This is a genomic window from Emticicia sp. TH156 (assembly GCF_002855535.1).
Taxonomy (GTDB): domain Bacteria; phylum Bacteroidota; class Bacteroidia; order Cytophagales; family Spirosomataceae; genus Emticicia; species Emticicia fluvialis.
This window is the reverse complement of the sequence record NZ_PKRS01000002.1, coordinates 172,584-193,815: the sequence shown is the minus strand read 5'-3', so window position 1 is coordinate 193,815 and position 21,232 is coordinate 172,584. Positions and strand designations below refer to the sequence as shown.

20 protein-coding genes and 1 tRNA gene are annotated in these 21,232 nt (G+C 42.6%); 6 read left to right on the top strand and 15 right to left on the bottom strand.

Going from position 1 to position 21,232, the window contains the following annotated elements; translation table 11 throughout:
• The first annotated feature begins 46 nt into the window (after positions 1-46).
• Positions 47-1,408 carry a M20/M25/M40 family metallo-hydrolase gene (locus tag C0V77_RS04795; RefSeq protein WP_101725198.1) on the top strand — a complete coding sequence of 454 codons (1,362 nt, stop codon included), beginning with the start codon at positions 47-49 and terminating at the stop codon, positions 1,406-1,408.
• Positions 1,409-1,453: 45 nt separating this feature from the next.
• On the opposite strand, the gene C0V77_RS04790 is transcribed toward C0V77_RS04795, so the two are convergent.
• Positions 1,454-2,443 (bottom strand): YhdH/YhfP family quinone oxidoreductase, encoded by a 990-nt coding sequence (locus C0V77_RS04790; protein ID WP_101725197.1) that lies wholly within the window; start codon positions 2,441-2,443, stop codon positions 1,454-1,456.
• Between the two features lie 136 nt (positions 2,444-2,579).
• Between C0V77_RS04790 and C0V77_RS04785 the strand changes: the two genes are divergently transcribed.
• Positions 2,580-3,572, top strand: coding sequence for an MBL fold metallo-hydrolase (locus C0V77_RS04785; RefSeq protein WP_101725196.1), 993 nt, complete (start codon positions 2,580-2,582; stop codon positions 3,570-3,572).
• Positions 3,573-3,656: 84 nt separating this feature from the next.
• Here the strand turns inward: C0V77_RS04785 and groL are convergent, their stop codons facing one another.
• The 7 genes from groL to C0V77_RS04750 form a co-directional block, all read right to left on the bottom strand.
• Complete coding sequence (gene groL, locus C0V77_RS04780; RefSeq protein ID WP_101725195.1) at positions 3,657-5,288, bottom strand: chaperonin GroEL; 1,632 nt, start codon at positions 5,286-5,288, stop codon at positions 3,657-3,659.
• Between the two features lie 112 nt (positions 5,289-5,400).
• The gene (groES, locus tag C0V77_RS04775) at positions 5,401-5,676 is read right to left on the bottom strand and encodes a co-chaperone GroES (RefSeq protein ID WP_101725194.1); all 276 of its coding nucleotides are present in this window, start codon (positions 5,674-5,676) and stop codon (positions 5,401-5,403) included.
• 211 nt (positions 5,677-5,887) lie between these two features.
• Positions 5,888-6,430 (bottom strand): hypothetical protein, encoded by a 543-nt coding sequence (locus C0V77_RS04770; RefSeq protein ID WP_101725193.1) that lies wholly within the window; start codon positions 6,428-6,430, stop codon positions 5,888-5,890.
• 59 nt (positions 6,431-6,489) lie between these two features.
• Positions 6,490-7,770, bottom strand: a complete 1,281-nt coding sequence (locus C0V77_RS04765; protein ID WP_101725192.1) for an adenylosuccinate synthase — start codon at positions 7,768-7,770, stop codon at positions 6,490-6,492.
• Positions 7,771-7,811: 41 nt separating this feature from the next.
• Positions 7,812-8,273, bottom strand: a complete 462-nt coding sequence (locus tag C0V77_RS04760) for a Fur family transcriptional regulator (RefSeq protein WP_101725191.1) — start codon at positions 8,271-8,273, stop codon at positions 7,812-7,814.
• Between the two features lie 294 nt (positions 8,274-8,567).
• Positions 8,568-9,086: a hypothetical protein gene (locus C0V77_RS04755; protein ID WP_101725190.1), complete on the bottom strand. Its 519-nt coding sequence runs from the start codon at positions 9,084-9,086 to the stop codon at positions 8,568-8,570.
• Positions 9,087-9,132: 46 nt separating this feature from the next.
• Positions 9,133-11,403, bottom strand: coding sequence for a bifunctional (p)ppGpp synthetase/guanosine-3',5'-bis(diphosphate) 3'-pyrophosphohydrolase (locus tag C0V77_RS04750; protein WP_101725189.1), 2,271 nt, complete (start codon positions 11,401-11,403; stop codon positions 9,133-9,135).
• 214 nt (positions 11,404-11,617) lie between these two features.
• Here C0V77_RS04750 and C0V77_RS04745 point away from each other — a divergent pair.
• Both C0V77_RS04745 and C0V77_RS04740 read left to right on the top strand, forming a co-directional pair.
• Positions 11,618-11,699 (top strand) — tRNA-Leu (locus tag C0V77_RS04745).
• Between the two features lie 134 nt (positions 11,700-11,833).
• Positions 11,834-13,177: a trigger factor gene (locus C0V77_RS04740; RefSeq protein ID WP_101725188.1), complete on the top strand. Its 1,344-nt coding sequence runs from the start codon at positions 11,834-11,836 to the stop codon at positions 13,175-13,177.
• Between the two features lie 77 nt (positions 13,178-13,254).
• Here C0V77_RS04740 and gpmI read toward each other — a convergent pair whose 3' ends face one another.
• From gpmI to C0V77_RS04715, 5 genes are all read right to left on the bottom strand, one after another.
• The gene (gene gpmI, locus C0V77_RS04735) at positions 13,255-14,793 is read right to left on the bottom strand and encodes a 2,3-bisphosphoglycerate-independent phosphoglycerate mutase (RefSeq protein WP_101725187.1); all 1,539 of its coding nucleotides are present in this window, start codon (positions 14,791-14,793) and stop codon (positions 13,255-13,257) included.
• A 120-nt stretch (positions 14,794-14,913) separates the two neighbouring features.
• Positions 14,914-15,438 (bottom strand): hypothetical protein, encoded by a 525-nt coding sequence (locus tag C0V77_RS04730; protein WP_101725186.1) that lies wholly within the window; start codon positions 15,436-15,438, stop codon positions 14,914-14,916.
• 14 nt (positions 15,439-15,452) lie between these two features.
• Positions 15,453-15,962 carry a low molecular weight protein-tyrosine-phosphatase gene (locus C0V77_RS04725; RefSeq protein ID WP_101725185.1) on the bottom strand — a complete coding sequence of 170 codons (510 nt, stop codon included), beginning with the start codon at positions 15,960-15,962 and terminating at the stop codon, positions 15,453-15,455.
• Between the two features lie 79 nt (positions 15,963-16,041).
• Positions 16,042-17,691: an amidohydrolase gene (locus C0V77_RS04720; RefSeq protein ID WP_101725184.1), complete on the bottom strand. Its 1,650-nt coding sequence runs from the start codon at positions 17,689-17,691 to the stop codon at positions 16,042-16,044.
• Between the two features lie 55 nt (positions 17,692-17,746).
• Complete coding sequence (locus C0V77_RS04715) at positions 17,747-19,168, bottom strand: M61 family metallopeptidase (RefSeq protein WP_101725183.1); 1,422 nt, start codon at positions 19,166-19,168, stop codon at positions 17,747-17,749.
• Positions 19,169-19,281: 113 nt separating this feature from the next.
• Between C0V77_RS04715 and rpmH the strand changes: the two genes are divergently transcribed.
• Together rpmH and rnpA are read left to right on the top strand one after the other, a co-directional pair.
• Positions 19,282-19,437, top strand: coding sequence for a 50S ribosomal protein L34 (rpmH, locus tag C0V77_RS04710; protein WP_101725182.1), 156 nt, complete (start codon positions 19,282-19,284; stop codon positions 19,435-19,437).
• Between the two features lie 119 nt (positions 19,438-19,556).
• The gene (gene rnpA / locus C0V77_RS04705; RefSeq protein WP_101725181.1) at positions 19,557-19,907 is read left to right on the top strand and encodes a ribonuclease P protein component; all 351 of its coding nucleotides are present in this window, start codon (positions 19,557-19,559) and stop codon (positions 19,905-19,907) included.
• 20 nt (positions 19,908-19,927) lie between these two features.
• On the opposite strand, the gene C0V77_RS04700 is transcribed toward rnpA, so the two are convergent.
• Positions 19,928-20,617, bottom strand: coding sequence for a LytTR family DNA-binding domain-containing protein (locus C0V77_RS04700; RefSeq protein WP_101725180.1), 690 nt, complete (start codon positions 20,615-20,617; stop codon positions 19,928-19,930).
• 26 nt (positions 20,618-20,643) lie between these two features.
• A complete protein-coding gene (locus C0V77_RS04695) occupies positions 20,644-21,231 on the bottom strand; it encodes a hypothetical protein (RefSeq protein WP_101725179.1) in 588 nt (195 codons plus the stop codon).
• Position 21,232 lies beyond the last annotated feature (1 nt).

The following is a 21,232-nucleotide window of genomic DNA, read 5'->3' as shown; positions in this document are numbered from 1 at the left end:
TATTTTTGAAAAAACGAAATCTATAAACACTTCCTGACAGACACGTATGAAGAAAATCTTCTTTCCCTTGCTTTTACTAGCCCACATGGGCTTTGCGCAAAATCCGGACAGCCTGCAAATCAGAAAAATCTATGATGAGATTCTGACAAAAGGCGAATGTTACAACGTATTGACTTACCTGTGTAAGAATATCGGGCCGCGTCTAAGCGGGTCTGCCGGGGCAGCCAAGGCTGTACAATACACCAAAAAAGTAATGGAAGATTACCGCTTTCCACAAGTGTTTTTACAAGATGTAATGGTGCCGCACTGGGTGCGAGGCGCGAAGGAAGATGCCTACATTGAAACCGGAAAGGCCAAAATGAAGGTGCCGATTGTAGCCCTGGGCGGCTCAGTTGCTACTCCGCCTACCGGAATTAAGGCAGAGGTAATTGAAGTGAAAAGCTTTGAAGAACTGAAAGCTTTGGGAGAAGCAAAAGTTAAGGGCAAAATAGTGTTGTTTAACCGCCCGATGGACCCTACCAAAATTAATACCTTTGAGGCTTACGCAGGGGCTGTGCAGCAACGTGGTAATGGCGCTTCTGAAGCCGCCAGATACGGTGCAGTAGGCGCTATTATACGCTCAATGACTACCCTGCAAGACGATAACCCCCATACCGGAGGTATGAGATATGCACCGGGCATACCAATGATACCTACGGCGGCCATCAGCACTAACGGAGCTGATAAGCTGAGTAAGCTATTAAAGGAGAACCCGAAATTGAAATTCTATTTCAAACAGAGTTGCGAAACACTGCCCGATGCACCATCACACAATGTAATTGGTGAAATTAAAGGCACCGAAAAACCGGATGAGATTATTGTAGTTGGCGGGCATTTAGACTCTTGGGACCTGGCAGAGGGAGCCCAGGACGACGGAGCGGGGTGCGTACAGGCGATTGAAGTATTGCGTACACTGAATGCACTGGGAATAAAACCAAAGCGTACCATAAGAGTAGTGATGTACATGAACGAAGAGAATGGTTTGAGAGGTGGAACCAAATATGCCGACCTGGCCAAACAAAACAATGAAAAACACATTGCAGCCATTGAGTCAGACAACGGCGGTTTTGCGCCACGTGGCTTTGGCATGGTAGGAACCAACGAGCAGATAGCTAAAGTAGAAGTGTATAAAAAGCTATTGGCGCCTTATGGGCTGGCAGAAATTGGCCGTGGTAGCGGTGGGGCAGATATTGGCCCTTTGGGTAATCAGGGTACTTTATTGATTGGTTTCAAACCTGATTCGCAACGGTATTTTGATTTTCATCATGCGCAAACTGATAACCTGGATGCCGTTAATGAAAGAGAACTGAAACTAGGTGCCGCCTCAATGGCAGCACTGGTTTATCTGATTGATAAATATGGTCTTTAATGGTATAGCAACTGAGCCCCCTTGACCGACAGGGCTCAGTTGCTCTTATAACCTTACTATTACTCTTCCTATTTGCCCGCCTTTCAGTATCTTCTTTATTTCTTTGCTTAGGCCTTTTAGTGTTACTGTTCTGGCAATCTGCTCAATTTTTGTTGGTTTCCATTTGCCGGCCAGGTTCTTCCACATCTTTTTTCGCCATTCAATATCACATTCTGACGAGTCAATACCAAACATAGAAACACCCCGCAATATAAATGGATAAACTGTTGTAGGTAGCTCAGCCGATTGTACCAGCCCGCAAATACTAACAACACCGTTATATTGCATGGTTTTCAGGATAGTGGCCAGAATTGCGCCGCCTACCGTATCAACACAGCCGGCATACAGGCCTTTCAACAGTGGCCTGCCCGAATGGTCGTTTACCGCATCCCGATTAAGTACCTCTGTTGCTCCAAGATTTTTCAGGTAAGCAGCGCCTTCTGGTTTACCCGTAACGGCCACGGTTTCAAAGCCTAATCTGGCCAGTATCATTACGGCCAAAGTGCCTACGCCTCCGGTTGCGCCGGTAACAATTACTTTGCCTTTATCAGGGGTAAGGCCGTTTTGTAATAATTTATCTATGCACAATGCGGCAGTCAGACCCGCTGTGCCAAAAATCATGCTTTCTTTCAGGCGCAGTCCACGCGGCAGCTTTACTACCCATCTGGCTGGTACCCGAATATATTGGCCGAAACCCCCTGCGGTATTCATTCCTAAATCAAAGCCGGTTACCAATACTTTTTCGCCCTTGCTGAACTGGTCAGTGGCCGACTCCTCCACTATACCTGCTGCGTCAATACCGGGTGTATGCGGATAATTGCGCGTAACACCTTTATTGCCGGTTGCCGATAACGCATCTTTATAGTTAAGTGATGAATACTTAACGCGTATTAATACTTCGCCTTCCGGCAGGTCAGCAGCAGAGCGCTCAATAATCTGATTAGAATAGCTTTTGTCGGCGTTTTCGCTGACAAAAAATGCTTTAAATGTAGGCATATCAGGCTTGGTTGTTTAAGCAAATATCAGTAAAAGTTTCAATACACCCGCAAAATTTATGCTTCAAATTACAGGCCTTGGGCAATGGAACTTTTATAAGGCACTTTGGTTTGTATGAAGAAACCTTGCAATTAAAATGCCTTACACTTCTAATCCTGATTTAGTAAATCTGACATTACCGTTTGCGTGGAGTGGTACGCCTGTTGACAGCAAAGGGAGATTCATTAACCATGAGTTTCCGTTTGTTGATTCATTCAAAGACCTGATAAAATGGCAAACCACGGTTAATCCTCAAAAACTGGAAAAGAAAAATGATACCTGGCGTGCAGAAGTTATGTTTAACCAGGGGTTTATGACTTCAAAGGATGACTGCATTGTGTGGCTGGGACATGCCTCGTATTTTATCCGGCTGGCAGGTTTTACCTTTTTGATTGACCCCGTGCTATTTAATGTTTCTCTGTTAAGGCGTCAATCAGCCTTACCCATAGAGGCTGGCGATTTAAGGGGTATTAATTACATTCTGATTTCGCACGACCACCGCGACCATTGTGATGAAAACAGCCTGAAACTACTGGCAGCCAATAACCCCGATGCCATGTATCTGACAGGCTTGCAACTGGATGCATTGTTACCGGTTTTTACAAAAAGTAACCAGGTACAGGCAGCAGGTTGGTATCAACAATACAAGACAGATCCGGCTGTTAAGGTTTCTTATGTGCCATCAAGGCACTGGGGCAGGCGATTCCTGACAGATACAAACAAACGCTTGTGGGGTGGTTTTGTTATTGAGGGAGCCGGTAAAACCATTTATTTTGGCGGAGATTCCGGCTACGGAGGCCATTTTAAAGACATCGGCGGGGTGTTTCCGGATATTGATTATTGTATGTTGGGTATTGGCGCCTATAAACCTGAATTTTTTATGGCGCAAAGCCATACATCACCCGCTGATGCGGTAAGGGCTTTTCATGATACCAGGGCAAAGGTAATGATACCCATGCATTATGGCACTTTTGATTTGGCCGACGAACCACTGGGCGACCCGCTGAGGGTCTTAAAAAGACTGGAGTCGGATGGTGAAATTAATGGAGAACTGGAGGCCTTAAAAGTAGGAGAGGTGCTGAAAATTTAGTTTGAAAACGGCATAACCGGCTACAAAAACAAAGCCCCCGAAGCAATCCGGGGGCTTTTGAATATATCTTGAGAAGGCAGATGATTACATCATGCCACCCATACCACCACCATGAGCATGGCCCATGTCAGGAGCTTTTTCTTCTGCAATATCAGAAACTACAGCTTCGGTTGTTAACAACAGACCTGCAATAGAAGCGGCGTTTTCAAGTGCCAGACGGGTCACTTTAGTTGGGTCAATGATACCGGCTGCCAACATATCTTCATATTTGTCTTCGCGGGCATTGTAACCGAACGAACCTTCGCCACCTTTTACAGCTTGCACAATTACTGAACCTTCGCCACCTGCGTTGGCAACGATAGTACGTAATGGTGATTCGATAGCTGATCTGATGATAGCAATACCGGTGGTTTCGTCACCGTTAAGGCCTTCAAGACCTGCAAGAGCAGATTGCGCACGGATTAACGCTACACCACCACCTGCTACGATACCTTCTTCAACCGCAGCGCGTGTGGCATGAAGGGCGTCATCAACGCGGTCTTTTTTCTCTTTCATTTCTACTTCTGTAGCAGCGCCGATGTATATGATAGCTACACCACCTGACAATTTAGCCAGACGTTCCTGTAGTTTCTCACGGTCGTAATCAGAAGTTGTTGATTCGATTTGTGCTTTGATCTGGTTGATACGACCAGCAATTTGCTCTTGGTCGCCAGAACCATTTACGATAGTTGTATTATCTTTATCAACGATGATTTTATCGCAATGTCCTAAATAAGACAAGTCAGCATTTTCAAGTTTGAATCCGCGCTCTTCAGCAATTACAGTACCACCTGTCAGGATTGCGATGTCTTCCAACATAGCTTTACGACGGTCGCCGAAACCAGGAGCTTTTACTGCACATATTTTCAATGCACCACGGATTTTGTTAACTACAAGTGTAGCAAGGGCTTCGCCATCTACATCTTCAGCAATAATTAACAACGGACGACCAGTTTGTGCAACGCCTTCCAACACAGGAAGTAACTCTTTCATTGAAGAGATTTTTTTCTCAGAAATTAGGATGAACGGTTTCTCCAGTTCAACTTCCATTTTCTCAGCATTGGTTACAAAGTAAGCCGAAAGGTAACCGCGGTCAAACTGCATACCTTCTACAGTTTTTACTTCGGTTTCAGTACCACGTGCTTCTTCAACAGTGATAACACCTTCTTTACCAACTTTATCCATTGCATGCGCAATCATCTGACCGATTTCGTGGTCGTTATTGGCAGAGATAGTTGCCACCTGCTCAATTTCTTTTGAAGTTGAGATGGCTTTTGACTGGCCTTTCAATGCCTCAACTACTGCAGAAACGGCTTTGTCGATACCACGTTTCAAATCCATTGGGTTTGCACCGGCAGCTACGTTTTTAGCACCGATGGTGTAGATTGATTGCGCCAATACTGTAGCGGTTGTAGTACCGTCACCAGCCTGGTCAGCAGTTTTAGAAGCAACTTCTTTTACCAGTTGTGCTCCCATGTTTTCAATCGAATCTTTTAATTCGATTTCTTTTGCTACAGTTACACCGTCTTTAGTGATTGCAGGTGAACCAAATTTTTTATCAATAATAACGTTACGGCCTTTTGGTCCAAGCGTTACTTTTACAGCGTTTGCAAGTGTGTCAACACCACGCTTCAATTTTTCTCTTGCTTCTGTATCAAAAATGATTTGCTTTGCCATGTTGTTTTTACTAATTATTAATTAGTGAATGAAAATGATTGAATAGGATTGGTTTTTATGGCAGAAGGGATAAACCCGCACTACCTATAATGGCGAACCCGGGGTCCGGTTTTTAAACAATTGCGTAGATGTCTGATTCACGCATGATAAGGTATTCTTTGCCTTCAACGGTAATTTCAGTTCCGGCATATTTTCCGTATAGAACGCTGTCGCCAACTTTTACTAGAAGAGGCTCATCTTTTTTGCCAGGACCTACTGCTACTACAATACCTTTTTGTGGTTTTTCTTTAGCAGTGTCGGGAATGATAATACCGAATGCCGTTTTTTCCTCCGCCGGAGCAGCTTCAATTAATACTCTGTCTGCTAATGGCTTTACGTTTACTGACATAGTTATTTTTGATTTTTATGGTTTTAATAATTGTACTTGTGAAAACCAGACAGTAATGTCTGATATTGAGACTGTTCTGTTATGAACAAGATTTTTGCCAAGGAGCCGCAAAGGTAAGGTTTTCTGACAAATTTTCAGTATTACCTGACAAAATTGTTAAAAGTATGACAGAAGCCGGAGTAAAGCAGGCAAAAGAAATCTGGAAGCTGATTTATTTATTGAACATAACCTGTAAGGCAGCCCAAAGGTTTTTTTTATGTGCGGTATCAGTTGAAATGGTTTGCAGGTTGTTGGCAAGCAAAAAGGTAATACCCGAAAGGCTTTTTAGCTGATACGGCGTCAGTACCACATCCCAGTTCAGCTTGCTAAACCCTACGCCAAAGCTTATTAATTTACTGGTTGTTTTCTGAGCCAGAAAAGAGGGGTAATCAATAGTGGGCATTACCTGAACATCAATCAGGTCTACCTGTGCCAGAGATAAACCTACTGCCGAAAGGATTTTACCAAGAAACGCTTTTTCATCTTCCGAAATCCGCTCGGCTAATATCAGTACCTCTTGTGTCAGCTGCAAAGCAGCAGGTTTTGAAACAACCGGTTGCAGATTCTCTTTCACTGCCTGTGCGGGGGCAACAGCAATGGCTTGGGTATTTTCTTTGGTCATTACGCTTTCTTTCGATACAGGAGCTTCCTGAACCGATGGGTTTTTGTAAATGATTTCTTTGTTGAAAAGATACTGTGCCAGAATGCTGTTCATTGAAAAAAAAATGAAGTCTCACAGTTTTGAAGGCCGTGAGACTTTTGAACTATGTTTGATTAAGATGCAATGGCTTCTCTCAGGATAATGGCCTCACGGTCCGGGCCTGTTGAGATGAAACTGATTGGAATCTCTAATTCTGCTTCTAAGTAATTAATGTATGCCGATAATTCAGCCGGAAGCTCATCATAAGTATGGTAGTCGGCCAATGAGCATTTCCATCCTTTAAATGATTTATAAACCGGCTCAACTGCAATATCCGTTAAGTCAAAAGGCATTTGCTCTGTTAAAGTGCCATCTGGCAGGCGGTAATGCGTGCATACCTGAATTTCGTCAAGGAAATTCAGAACGTCTACCTTCATCATAATTAACTGCGTAACGCCATTCAACATGATGCTGTATTTAAGCGCTGGTAAATCTAACCAACCAGTGCGGCGTGGACGCCCCGTTGTAGCGCCAAATTCTCTGCCTTCCTGACGTATGGCTTCTCCGAGGTCATCGTGCAATTCAGTAGGGAAAGGCCCGCTGCCTACTCTGGTGCAATAGGCTTTAAAAATACCGTACACTTCTCCAATCTGCCTTGGTGCAACACCCAGGCCAGAGCAAACACCTGCTGCTGTGGTATTTGAGCTGGTTACAAACGGATAAGAACCGAAATCAATATCAAGTAAAGAACCCTGAGCGCCCTCTGCCAGAATTTTCTGTCCTTTTTTCAGAGAATCGTTTACTATATATTCAGTATCGAGGATATTAAATCCTTTCAGGAATTCTATAGATGCAAAAAACTCTTGCTCAGCCTCTGAGAGGTCATAAGCAAATTCATGGAAGTCTAATACCTGTTTGTGTTTATCAACCAGTGATTGGTATTTCTCTTCAAAATTTGGCGACAGAATGTCTCCCAGTCTAAGCCCCTGGCGTGATACTTTGTCTGAATACGCCGGGCCGATACCGCGTAAGGTAGAGCCGATTTTTGAATCACCTTTTGATTTTTCAAGAGCGGCATCCAGCAAGCGGTGCGATGGAATAATAATGGCTGTCTTTTTTGAAATAATCAGGTTTTTTTTCAGGTCAAGGTTGTATTTGGCCAAGCCTTCTATTTCTCTACGGAAAACGATAGGGTCAAGCACCACACCATTGCCAATGATATTGAGGCAGTCGCTACGGAAAACACCCGAGGGAATCTGGTGAAGAACGTGTTTAATACCGTCGAATTCAAGTGTATGGCCGGCATTGGGGCCACCCTGAAAACGTGCAACAACCTGATATTCAGGGGCAAGTACGTCAACAATCTTTCCTTTGCCTTCATCGCCCCATTGTAAACCTAAAAGTATGTCAATCATTATTTGTAAAAAGAATATGTCTTGTATTGTAACTGATAAAATTAATTTCTGTTTTCGCAATTTTCACGCTGGCAGTTGCCATAAAATATAAGCGAATGGTGCATTACTCTGAACTGCAGCATTTCGCCAACCATGCTCTGGATGTTCTGCACACGGGGGTCGCAAAACTCCATAACCTTATGGCAGTCAACACAAATCAGGTGGTCGTGTTGGCGGTAACCGTAGGCTTTTTCGTATTGAGCCATGTTTTTACCAAACTGATGCTTGGTTACCAGGTCACACTCAACCAGCAAATCAAGGGTATTGTAAACGGTTGCCCTGCTTACCTGATATTTTTTGTTTTTCATTGAAATATACAGGTCTTCCACCTCAAAGTGGTCGTCACGAGAGTATATTTCTTCCAGTATAGCATACCTTTCCGGCGTTTTTCTAAGTTGTTTAGATTCCAGATAGGCGGTAAATATGCGCTTGGCTGAGTCAAAATTTGATGGATTAGGAACCATAATATCCGCTGTGTTTGACTATTGTTTAGCAATCAAGTTACAAAGAAAATAGATAAAACCCGAAAATGAACACATCATTGATTAATTTTCTGAAAATGGGATTGTAAAATAGCCCAAGCCCCGGCATCAGGCCTTCGGTGTTGCAGGTAGTAAAACTGATAAATGCACATTTTCAGAAGCCGGTAATGATAATGGCAATTGGCGCAGGTTTTGAAATCTTAACAGATACACAGCAACCGGAATACATAGCTCGCATTAAACAGCAGGTTTGGTCTGTTAAGCAGGAGTTTTACTCTAAAACCTCATGCTTAACCCCAGGCCATTACTATCAGTAAAACCCAGATTAACTTTCTGTATAACCGAAGTTCTGGCTCGGAGGTTGTTCTGGCGCGCATTGTATATATTTACTGAACTTTGTACCCACTCATTAGAGGCTTCAATCAGGCAAACACCTACCGTCACGATTCCGATGCCCATCAATACTTTCGGCAGGCTCCGCACTGTATAATTTACATCCCGGCCTTCGGCAAAAGTAGTAGCAGGGGTGCCTTTCAGGGCAACTACCGTCAGGCCTAATCCGGCGGCGGTTACTGCAGTACCAACCGGAGCCACCAAGATGCCCCAATTATACTTTACCCTGGGTTGCCAGGTATCTTTAAATAAACTCTTTACTCTTTTGTGGGGTAGTTTAAAGCCGTTTCGGTAAATAACAGTAGTAACAAATACTCTTTTGGTAACAAGGGTATCGGTTGTCTGTGCAAAGCAATGAAAACCTGTAAAAAATAAGATTATTATAACAGCAATGGGTTTCATTAAGTTTTAGGTTTGATTGGGTGATACTTTTGGGTAATTTCAGATTTTATTCAACATCCACACGGGTAACCTGATGAACGCCCTCTATTTCGCCCAATTGTTTCATGAGGGTTTCAAGGTGTCTGGTATCCTGAACATACAGTTTGATAACGCCCGTAAAGATACCATCATTTGTATCAACTGCCAAAGAGCGCATATTAATATGGAGTTCGCTTGATATAACCTTAGAGATATCCTGTATCATGCCCATGCGGTCAATGCCATCCAGATGAATGGTAGCAACAAATGCTTTAGCTACCTGCGACGACCACCTGGCTTTAATAACCCGGTTGCCGTACTGAGACAACAACTGTTGTGCGTTAGGGCAGGAGTTCCGGTGTATTTTGATGCCCTCATTAACAGTCAGGAAACCAAACACGTCGTCGCCCGGTATAGGGTTGCAACATCTGGCCAGGGTGAAATCAATTTCCTGCAGGTCGTCTCCAATAAAGAGGGTATCATCACCTTTAACTTTTTTAAATTCTTTCTCAAAGCTTTTGGCATCAATAAAAGCCTTGTTGTCAATCTCAATTTTTGCTGTTTTATTAAGCCTTACGTCTCTTTCATGCTTAAACTTCTTAATCTCATCGGGCATTATGTATGCCTTTCCAAAAGCATAGTAGAGGTCGTTATAATCTTTTTTGTTGAAATAAGCCCTCAGCTGGTTCAGGGTTTCCAGGTTGTTTTCAAGCCCCAGGGTTTTCAGCTTTTTAGTTATAATTTCTTTGCCGTCGCTGTAATAAACTCTGTTTTCTTCCTTGAGAAGGTCCTTAATACGTGCTTTGGCTTTGGTTGTGGTTACAAATCTGAGCCAGTCTTCTGACGGCTTCTGGCTCTTGGTGGTAAGAATTTCAAGCTGGTCTCCGTTCTGAAGCACATAACTGATGGGTACCAGCTGATTATTTACCTTACCGGCTGTGCATTTTCTGCCAATTTCGGTATGTATTTCAAAAGCAAAGTCAAGCACGGTGGCTCCTTTTCTGAGCACCTTGAGGTCGCCTTTAGGAGTAAAAACAAAAACTTCTTCGTTATAGAAATTGCCTCTGAAGTCTTCAAGAAATTCAATTGCCGATTTGTCGCCTGAAGTAAGGGTTTCCCGCACCTGATTAATCCAGCGGTCGAGCGGGGCATTCATAGACGTATCGTTGCCTTTGTATTTAAAGTGTGCCGCATAACCTCTTTCTGAGATTTCGTCCATGCGTTCGGTACGAATCTGCACCTCCACCCATTGCCCCGTATGGCTCATAACTGTGGTATGTAAAGATTCATATCCATTGGCCTTTGGAATAGATATCCAGTCTTTGAGCCTGTCCGGATTAGGCTTGTACTGGTCTGTAACGATAGAATAAACCTGCCAGCAGGCCGACTTCTCCTTTTCGGTAGGTACGTGCGTCAGGATAATTCTGATGGCAAAGAGGTCATATATTTCTTCAAATGGTGTATTCTGTTTTTTTATCTTGTTCCAGATTGAATAAATATGTTTCGGCCGGCCTTTAATAACAAACTCAAGACCTGCCTCCAGCAGTTTTTTCTTAAGGGGTTTAATAAAATTATCAATGAATCGGTCGCGGGTAGATTTCGTACTTTTAAGTTTGTGCGCTATCTCTTTAAACATCTCCGGTTCGGTGTATTTCAGATATAAATCTTCCAGTTCAGATTTTATCTTATATAAACCCAGGCGGTGTGCCAGAGGCGCATATATAAAAATAGTTTCATGCGCAATTTTAAGCTGAGAGTTACGCGCCATGCTGCCCAGTGTGCGCATGTTATGCAGCCTGTCGGCAAGTTTGATCAGAATCACCCTTACATCTTCTGAAAGCGTTATCAGCATTTTTCTGAAATTCTCTGCCTGGGCAGACGTACCCTGTTCAAAATTGCCTGATATTTTGGTAAGGCCGTCAATAATGCGTGCTACTTTGTTACCAAACTCTTTTTCAATTTCTTTCAGCGTCATATCGGTGTCTTCAACCACGTCGTGCAGCAAAGCGCAGATAATAGATGTAGCCCCCAGACCAATTTCTTCAACACATATCTGAGCCACTTCAAGCGGATGATAGATGTAGGGTTCCCCGGATTTCCGCCGCATATCTTTATGGGCTTCCATCGAAATAGTAAACGCCTTTTTTATTTGCTTGGCATCGTCGCCTTTCAGGGTAGGTTTGGCAGCCCTGAGTAATCTGCGATACTTGGTTAATATCTCGGCTCGTTCTTTTTCAAGATTTATCATTGGCTCAGACTGACTTCTGGTTTCCGGTTTTTCTGCAACGTCTGCTGTCATTCTTATGGTTTATTGTATTCCTAAAGACTAATATAATTAATTGCCGACTGACCAGCAAATTATTTTTAAGGCGGGGTGTAAATTTCTGTTTTTTTAGAGCCAGAAAAAAAAGTTTTAAAAATTTTAATTTTTTTTGAGAAAACTCTTGACAAGAGTTAAAATCGTTACTACCTTTGCAGCCCGTTCAATGATAAACGGACGTAAAAATTGAGATGCGGGCGTGGCGAAATTGGTAGACGTGCCAGACTTAGGATCTGGTGTCGCAAGGCATGGGGGTTCGAGTCCCTCCGCCCGTACAGACAACCCTCTGAACCTCACCCGGTCAGGGGGTTTTTTAATAATAGCAGTTTTCAGACTTTATTTCTTCGCTTCATTCCGGCTTCGCCCCGAATGCGGCGATTTTAATTCTTAAACCTCATATTCCGACATAATGGAAACAATATTTGAAAAAACTTCTGCAACCACCGGCAGACTTACAGTTAATGTTACAGAAGCAGACTACAAGCCGGAAGTTGATAAAAAAATTAAGCAATACACAAAAACAGCTCAGGTGAAAGGTTTCCGCCCGGGTATGGTTCCTAAAGAATATATTCAGAAATTATACGGTAAAAGTATTCTGGTTGATGAGGTAATCAATCTGGTTTCAAAATCAACTAACGACTATATTACTGAGAATAAGTTGCGCGTAGTAGGCGACCCTAAGCCTGATAATGAGCTTTCAGCTAATGTTGACTGGGATAACAGTAAACAGTTTACTTTTGCGTATGATTTAGGTCTGGCTTCTGATTTTACGGTTGATTTGAGCGCAATTCCTGCCATTACCAATTACGACATTGAGCCAACTGAAGATAAAGTAAACGAAGCCATTGAAGATATCCGTCGTCGTTTCGGAAAAGACGCAGAAGCTGAAGAAGTAGAAAAAGAAGATCTGGTTTTTGGTACTTTAAAACAAGAGGCTTCTGAAATTGAAATCAAGGATGCTACCATTTCTACCGGCCGCGTAAACGAAGATGCATTCCATATTTTTAAAGGATTGGAAAAAGGCAGTAGTGTGAAATTTGATATTCAGTCAATTTTTGCTAATGTAAAAGACCTTGGTTATGCTACCGGTAAAAGTGAAGAAGAAGCAGCTGCTATGGCTGGCGAGTTTGAATTTACTGTTGAGAAAATAACCAGAGTGGCTGCCGCTGATATTGACCAGGAGTTTTTTGATAAAGCCTTGGGTGAAGGTAAGGTTACTAACGAGGAGGAGTTCAGAGCTGAAATAAAGAAAATTGTAAAAGAGAACTACGACCGTGAAAGCAATTATCTGCTTGATTTTGAAGTAGAGAAAACGCTTCTGAACAATATTCATATTGAATTACCTGATGCATTCCTGAAAGACTGGTTGTTGATTATCAACGAAGGTAAATTTACTGCAGAAGATATTGATAAAGATTATGATGCGTTTGCACGTGGTTTACGTATGGATTTAATCCGTAACGAAGTGGCTGCTAATAATGAAATCAAACTGGAGTACAACGATATAGTGGATGAAGTAAAAGCAGAAATGCGTAATTATTTCGGAGCTTATTCGTACGAAGGCCTGGAAGATATCATAGACAACATGGCTCGTAAAACCCTTAAGGAGAACAAAGACAACGCTGTGCGTAAATATACCGACCGTGCCTTTGGTAAAAAAGTTCGCGAATTCCTGAAGGCAAATCTGACAGTTGAAAAGAAAACCGTACAGGTTGACGAATTTAACAAAATTGCAGAAGAGGTTTATGCCTGAGCTTTTGCAAAAAGTACATAAAAAGAATCCCCGAGGTATTGCACTACGGGGATTCTTGCTTTTATACGGGGTGTTGATTATGAAATCAACACGTTTCCGGTCATTTCTTTGGGTATTTCTACGCCCAACAAAGTAAGTATGGTTGGCGCAATATCACCCAGCTTGCCGTCTTTCACCTCATAGCGGTCTGTTTTATCAACAACTATACATGGCACCAGATTCAGCGAGTGTTGTGTATTAGGCGATTGGTCGTCGTTAATCATGTAGTCGGCATTTCCGTGGTCGGCAATCACAATTGATGTATAACCATTTTCAAGGGCGGTATCAACTACTTGTTCAAGGCATTTATCTACGGCCTCTACCGCTTTTATTACGGCTTCAAACACACCTGTGTGGCCTACCATATCGGGGTTTGCAAAGTTGAGACAAACAAAGTCAACTTCCTGTTTTTTCAATTCCGGCAGAATGGTGTTGTCTATGTCAAATGCCGCCATTTGTGGTTTAAGGTCATAAGTTGGCACATCTTTTGGAGAGGGGCACAACAAGCGGCTTTCGCCTGCAAACGGTTCTTCACGGCCACCAGAGAAGAAGAAGGTTACGTGCGGGTATTTTTCTGTTTCGGCAATGCGAATCTGTTTTTTACCTGCTCTTTCAAGTACTTCACCCAGTGTATTGGTCAGGTTATCTTTGTCATAAATTACGTGTACGTTCTTGTACGAATCATCGTAATTTGTCATGGTAAGATAATACAGATTCAAAGCTTTCATTTCATACTGAGGAAAATCATGCTGTGTCAATACCTCAGTTATTTCACGACCACGGTCAGTACGGAAGTTGAAACACATCACTACATCATCTTCTTCAATTTTTGCAACCGGTACGCCGTTTTCAGTAATTACAATGGGTTTCAGAAACTCGTCGGTAACGTTTTGCTCATAAGAAATCTGAATGGCATCCTGCAACTGCTCAATGGTAAGGGTGGCTTCACCAAGACCTTTCACCATGGCATCATAAGCCAGTTTTACACGCTCCCAGCGTTTGTCTCGGTCCATTGCATAATAACGGCCTATCACACTGGCAATTTTACCGGTTGATTTGCTCAGATGCGCCTGCAAGTCGGCCAGGAAACCCTTACCACTTTTTGGGTCGCAGTCACGGCCATCGGTAAACGCATGCACAAACACCTCTTTTAAGCCGAAGTCGGCAGCGGCGGTGCACAGGCCTTTGAGGTGGTCTATATGCGAATGAACGCCACCGTCTGATGCAAGACCAATAAAGTGTACTTTTTTATTATTGTTTTTGGCGTATTCAAAAGCCTTAACCAAAGCTGGTTCTTTAGCTAAATGTCCTTCTTCTACTGCTATATTGATTTTTTCTAATTCCTGATAAACCACGCGCCCTGCGCCCAGGTTCATGTGTCCTACTTCTGAGTTACCCATCTGTCCGTTAGGTAATCCTACGGCGCGTCCACAGGCTTCCAATGTGCTGTGCGGATACTCTTTTATTAATTTTCTGAAATAGGGTACGTTGGCTGCATCAATGGCCGAGCGCCATTCTTCACCCGGTTTAGGAATCCCCCAACCATCAAGGATTATCAAAATTACTTTCTTGTTCATAATGTTTTACCCCGGCACCTGTATAAGTAGGTTTGTATTAGAAACTTTTCATGTTTGGGGTAGGGTTAATGGCATGAAAGTTTCATGAATTTCTTAGCTTTGTTTGCAAGGCAAATTTACTCATTTTTTCTTCAACTCTGCTAAAATCTTCTTTCCTCTGCTTTTAATTGCCGGCGAGCCATCCTGGTTTTTCAGCAACAGGTCTTCAAGGGTTAATCGTAGCTCAGGTTTTAGTTCAGGCAGTTTACGGGCTATATTATAGCAAACGGTAATAGAAAAGGCTCTTATCGCTATGGCTTCATTACTATTCAGGTAACCGAAGCAGATATCATACACTTCACCTGTATATTCTTCCGGTATATCTGTATACTGCCAAACCCGTATAACGTTTCTTTTAACGGCGTCAGAAGCATCGGCCTCATGAAGTTTATCAATAAACTTTCTGAAATAAGGAATAATGAGAAAAGGATGTCTGACGGCACATTCGCTGAGTACCCAGGCAGCTTTTTGTGTAAGCACGTAGCTACCCTGAAGAAAGATTCGCATTAATATGGCAAATCTTTCTTCATTGGCACCTATTAAATCGGCAATATGCTTAACCCTGGCTTTTGAAAACTGAAGGGTAAGCTCTTTTTCGATATTCATTCTATCAGCAAATCTTACAGCTCCTTTTCTTTTACAAGCTTATATTTTTCAATCAGATGCCCGAGCAATTCTTTACCGCTTCTTTCTACAATCTGAAAAACCTCTTCAAAGTCTTTTTCAGAGCCATAGTAGGGGTCTGGTACCTCAAAAACACCCTTTACGTTTGGGTCGTAGTCGCGCATTAAAAAGAGTTTCTCGGCAGGTGGTGGTATTTGCTTTACCTTGTAGTAAAGTGCATGCACATCTTTAAAGTTTTTTTCATCCATTACTACAATGTGGTCGAAATCATCCAGATCGGCAGTTGTAATCTCTCTGCCTTTGTGGATAAGCGCAATGCCGTGGTTGAGCGCACTTTTAATAGCCCGGTGGTCAGGCGCCTGGCCTGCATGCCAGCCCATAGTTCCGGCCGAATCGCAGTCTATTTTATCTTCCAACCCGTGTTTTTGTATTAAGTCTTTAAATACACCTTCAGCCACTGGTGAGCGGCAGATATTTCCCAAACAAACGAATAATACTTTTACCATAGTTTTAAAATGAATTTGTACAGTTATTAAGCGTTTAAAATTGAAGAATGTTTCTCAGCAAGCCCTTTTTAATCAATATTTAATAGACTTTTTGGCCGCCTATAAAGGTATTAATAACTTTAATACTACGAAGTTTTTCTTTTGGCGCTTTCATAATATCTGCTTCAAGAATCACAAAGTCAGCCATTTTGCCGGGTTCAATACTGCCCCGTTCTTTCTCTTCAAAATTGGCAAAGGCACTCCAGATAGTCATGGCTTTCAGGGCCTGTTCGCGGGTTAAGGCATTTTCCATCTGAAAGCCGCCGTTGGGGTAGTTTTTATCGTCATGGCGGGCAACGGCTGAATGAAACCCAAACAAGGGGTTGACGTATTCTACCGGAAAATCGCTGCCATTGGCAATAAGACCGTTTTGTTTCAACAGGTCCTGAAAAGCATAGGCGGTCTTTACCCGCTCTTTGCCTAATCGGTCACCTGCCCAGTACATATCTGAAGTTGCGTGAGTAGCCTGAATTGACGGAATGACTGAATATCGCCCAAATTTGGGTACATCTTCAGTTGAAACCACCTGCGCATGTTCAATACGCCAGCGGCGGTCGTTTTTGCCTTTCAGTAACTTGCCATAAATATTCAGAATCAGTCTGTTGGCCGAATCGCCGATACAGTGTGTATTGGCCTGATAGCCTGAATTATAAATGGCTGTAAGGCTGCGTTCCAGTTCGGTAGGGCTAAGTAGTAAAAATCCGGTTTTTGAGGGTTCGTCGCTGTAAGGTTTCAGCAGGCAGGCGCCTCTTGAACCCAATGCTCCATCAGCATACAATTTAAACGAGCGCACATTCAGGCGGTCGGTTTTGTAAATCCCTTTTTTGATGAAGTATTCCAGATTGCGGATACCCAATGAAACCATTACATAGTTACGTATTTGCAAAGATCCCTGTCTCTGCATTTTATCAATCAGTTCAATATCATCCTGATTCAACCCTGCATCCGAAACCGTGGTAAGCCCATATTTTACACATTCTTTTTGTGCAGCCAGTAGCATGGTTTGCTTTTCTTTTTCTGTGGCTGACGGAATCACCCTTCTGGCTAATCCCATGGCGTTGTCTACCAGTATACCTGTCAGCTGGCCATCCATTACTTCTACATCACCACCACTTACTTTACTGGCGGGCGAAATTTTTGCCAGTTGAATGGCTTTGGAGTTAATCAGCGCTGCATGCCCGTCAATGCGCGTAAGCAGAACGGGCTTGTCCGGAAATGCCTTATCGAGCAAATCTTTAGTCGGGAAAACCTTTACATCCCAGTCGTTCTGGTCCCAGCCCCGGCCAATAATCCATTGGTTTTCAGGGTGCTCGGCGGCAAACTTTTTTAGTCGCTCAATTATTTCTTCGTACGACCTCGTCTCTACCAGGTCACATTGTCCCAGCATCTGCCCCAAACCCAGGAAATGACTGTGGGGGTCATAAAAACCCGGGTAAACCGGCTTCTTGCCGGCATCAACGGTTTGTCTGGCTGTATAGCCCGCCAGTATATCTTTAGAGCTGCCAATACCAACAAACTTGCCGTTTTTGACGGCAAAGGCTTCTGCCACAACAAACTGGCTATTAACTGTGTACACAATTGCGTTATGCACTATGAGGTCTGCCTCTTTTTTTTGTGCCAGCGAGCTGCTATACACAAAAGCCATACAGATAAATGCCACGCGTGCAAGAGTAGATAAATTGAGTTTCATAGATGTTTATTTTTTGCAATATACTTAAAGCCTTGCCTTATTTTATACAAATGCCTTAGGTTGTTGTTTTAATAAGGCAAAGCATACCTTCTTCGTTTCTGACCATCTCCAGATTTATTAATTGCAGGTACCGGTTCAGTAAGTCAGATAATGACTCTCTGCCGTTGATACAGACATCAAAATACCAGTCTAATTTTTCATTAGCTACTTCTTCGCAAATGACTTGATAATCCTGAAACGAATAGCCTTTGAAGGGTTTGCCGAATTGCTCCCACATTTGTTTCATCACATCGTCGAGCGAGCGGGTGTGGCTTGAAACTTTTCTGATGTGCAGGTCTAATATCTGGGCAGCAATGGCACCTTTATGATAAACAGACACCTTACGGCCGGGGATACTTGGTGTGTAGCCGTCCAGCCAGAGGTCCCACGATGATTCAACCAAAGATTGTGCTGCATTATCGGCGTTGTCGAAATGTCTTTTACAGCAAACTTCCAGTTCTTTCAGGTATTGCGCTTCATTAAAAACTCCGGAACGGCTTAATATCAAATCTCCGTAATAGGTAGTAACGCCCTCGGCCACAAAGCAGGTCGGGAAATAGTTTTCCTGGGTGTAGTCATAAGGCAGAAGCTCAACCGGCCGAATGCGGCAGATATTCCAGGTATGAAATAATTCATGCGAGGCCAGCCCCAGTAAGTCAATATACAGTTCTTCAAAGTTCTGATTATCAGGCCCAAGCACCTGCATGGTTGAGCTACGGTGTTCAACCCCGTGATAATAAGGTACTGGTAGAACCCAGGTCAGAAAATGATATTCAGGCAGAGGGAACTCTCCAAAAATAGCTATTTGTGCCTGTGTAAATTTGCTGAAATCGGTTTTGATACGTTCAAAATCCGGGTCAATGTTGCCTTCAAACCATAGATTGAATTTCACACCGTTAATCTCGTAGAAATCATGTTTAAGGCTGGCGCTTACAATAAAAGGACTATCGGCCAGGTGATAAAAATCGTCAAAATGTAAGAGGTGTACTGATGAACCCGGGTGATGGGTAATCGTATTGATGCCGGCAATTTTCTGGTTTTCGCTTAGTTCCAGCTCAATGGTGCAGGGGCTATTTATTCTACCCTCCGCATACAGGCATAAATTTACCGGATTTACATACAATATGTGTTCGTCTACGTAGCTGCTACCGGCATTAATTATATGCGCAAAATAGTTATAGCGCACAATAACGCTGCTGATGCCCTCTGTTTCTACCAGCCAGCGGTCTTTGGTTAATTTTTTGCAGGCCAGTGTTTCGCCGTTTGTGTCGGTAACCTCAAATTGCTGAATATTTTTAGCGAAATTCTGTAGTTCGTATCGGCCCGGGCGCCATGCAGGCAACTGCAGCTCAAGTGTATCGGCCTGAATATCAGTGATAAAGCATTCTATATCAATAAAATGTATATGGCAGTTTTTAGAATAAATTTTGTAGTGCATGAAACAATTTTTTGTTGTGCTGTTGGCTTTATTAAAATTATTGCGTACTTTTGCAGTCCCTTATGAAAGGTGCGGGTTATTGCGAATTAAAAGAACAAAAATAAATAAATATAATGAAACGTACATTCCAACCATCAAACAGAAAGCGTCGTAACAAACACGGATTCCGTGAGCGTATGGAATCTGCAAATGGCAGACGCGTATTGGCTGCACGTCGTGCACGTGGCAGATGGAAATTGACTGTTTCTGACGAGAAAAAACACAAATAATCTCGTTTGCAGCAGTTTGATAGTTCGATTTTACAATTTGTAAACCCGACGTAATCAAGATATTTAGCCACCTCTGGGTGGCTTTTTTTATTAGCTTTACGGGTAATTATTTTTACTGAATGGTTAAGAAAACTTTCAGAAAGAACGAAAGACTATGCAGCACCAAGGTAATTGGCGGCCTTTTTGACAGAAAAGATTCTGCCAATGATGGTGTTTTTGCGTATCCGGTAAGGGCTGTTTTTCGGCATTCGGAAGAAGAAACTACTCAGGTGCTTTTCTCGGTACCCAAGAGACAATTTAAGCATGCGGTTGACAGAAATCTGATTCGCCGACGCATGAAAGAAGCCTACCGGCTTCATAAAGTACAGCTGCCCGGGCAATATTACATTGCATTTATTTATGTAGGCAAGAAAATTGAAGACTACGCCATTATTGAAAAAGGCATGAAGAATTGCCTTAAAAAGTTGTAATTGGTCGCAAATCTATTGTTCTATTTTTTTAACTTCTCTCTTATTTCTGGTAAACGGTCTTCATAAGAAGCCCCAATGAAAATCTCTCTGTCGGCAATCCAGACCGACTGCCTTGTAAGTTTTTGTATTTTATTAATGTTAACGATATAAGAGCGGTGGATTCTGATAAATTGCCCGGCTGGTAATAGCTGGAGCGCTTCGCTGATGTTCTGTCGGCTCAGCAGCTTTTTACTTTTAAGCACATAGGCCATATAATTGCCCTCGGCCTCTATGTAAAGCAGGTCATCAAAAAAGACTTTTTCTTCTTCATAGCCTGTTTTTAAAAATATAAAATCTATGGTGGTTTCGCGGGTTGGCTGGCTAATCTCCAATGCCTTATTGCAGGCTTTGGTGAATCTTGCCAGCGAGAAGGGCTTCAGCAGGTAATCTATGGCATCTAATTCAAAGCCCTTTACGGCGTATTCAGAATAAGCCGTTGTAAACACCACCATTGGCGCTTTTTGCAGTATATTGATAAACTCAATGCCCGAAATGTCGGGCATTTTTATATCCAGAAATAATAAGTCTATTTTGTTTTGCTGCAAGTAAGGTATTGCCTCAAACGCATCTGTAAAAGAGGCTTTCAGCTCCAGGAAGGGTACTTTGGCCGCGTGCATCTGCACTACTTCCAGGGCATGGGGTTCATCATCTATGGCTATGGCGGTAAGCATGTAGGTTTGTTAAAATACTGCTGAAATTAAATCATTTTCTTCTGTCTTGTCAATAGCAAACTGTCTAATTGCTGATACAATTGAGGCAGATTACTAGGGCGAATGGCATGCCTGTTAATGATTTTACCGTTTTCATCTACAATAAACTGCCAGGGATAATAAGGCATTTCGTTCTTGCTCACTGTCTGGTTGAATAGCTTCATGCTGAATTCATTGCTGACCAGATAATGATGCCCTTTAGCTTTAGCAGCAGCTAACTTCCGGCGCCATAGCACACTGTTGCTCACTGTTTTTAACGGATAGTTGCTTTCAGAACAGATATAGACAAACTTAATAGGTTTGTTTTTGTAACGTGCTTGCAGTTGAGGAACATAATTTTTCAATTCAACAAAACAGGCTCCACAATTAACCGAGGAATGGTCGATATAAAGCAATGAGCCTTTATGTTTGTCGAGTATCTGTTTTAACTCTGTTACATCTTTGGCCTCTTCTATGTTTATTTCAGGTTCAAGGTGAGACTCATAATACTTATTGGCTGAAAAAGCACCAATAACCATAACAACAAAAATAACTGAAACTGTAATAGAAAGTGTTTTAAATTGCTTTTTCATCATT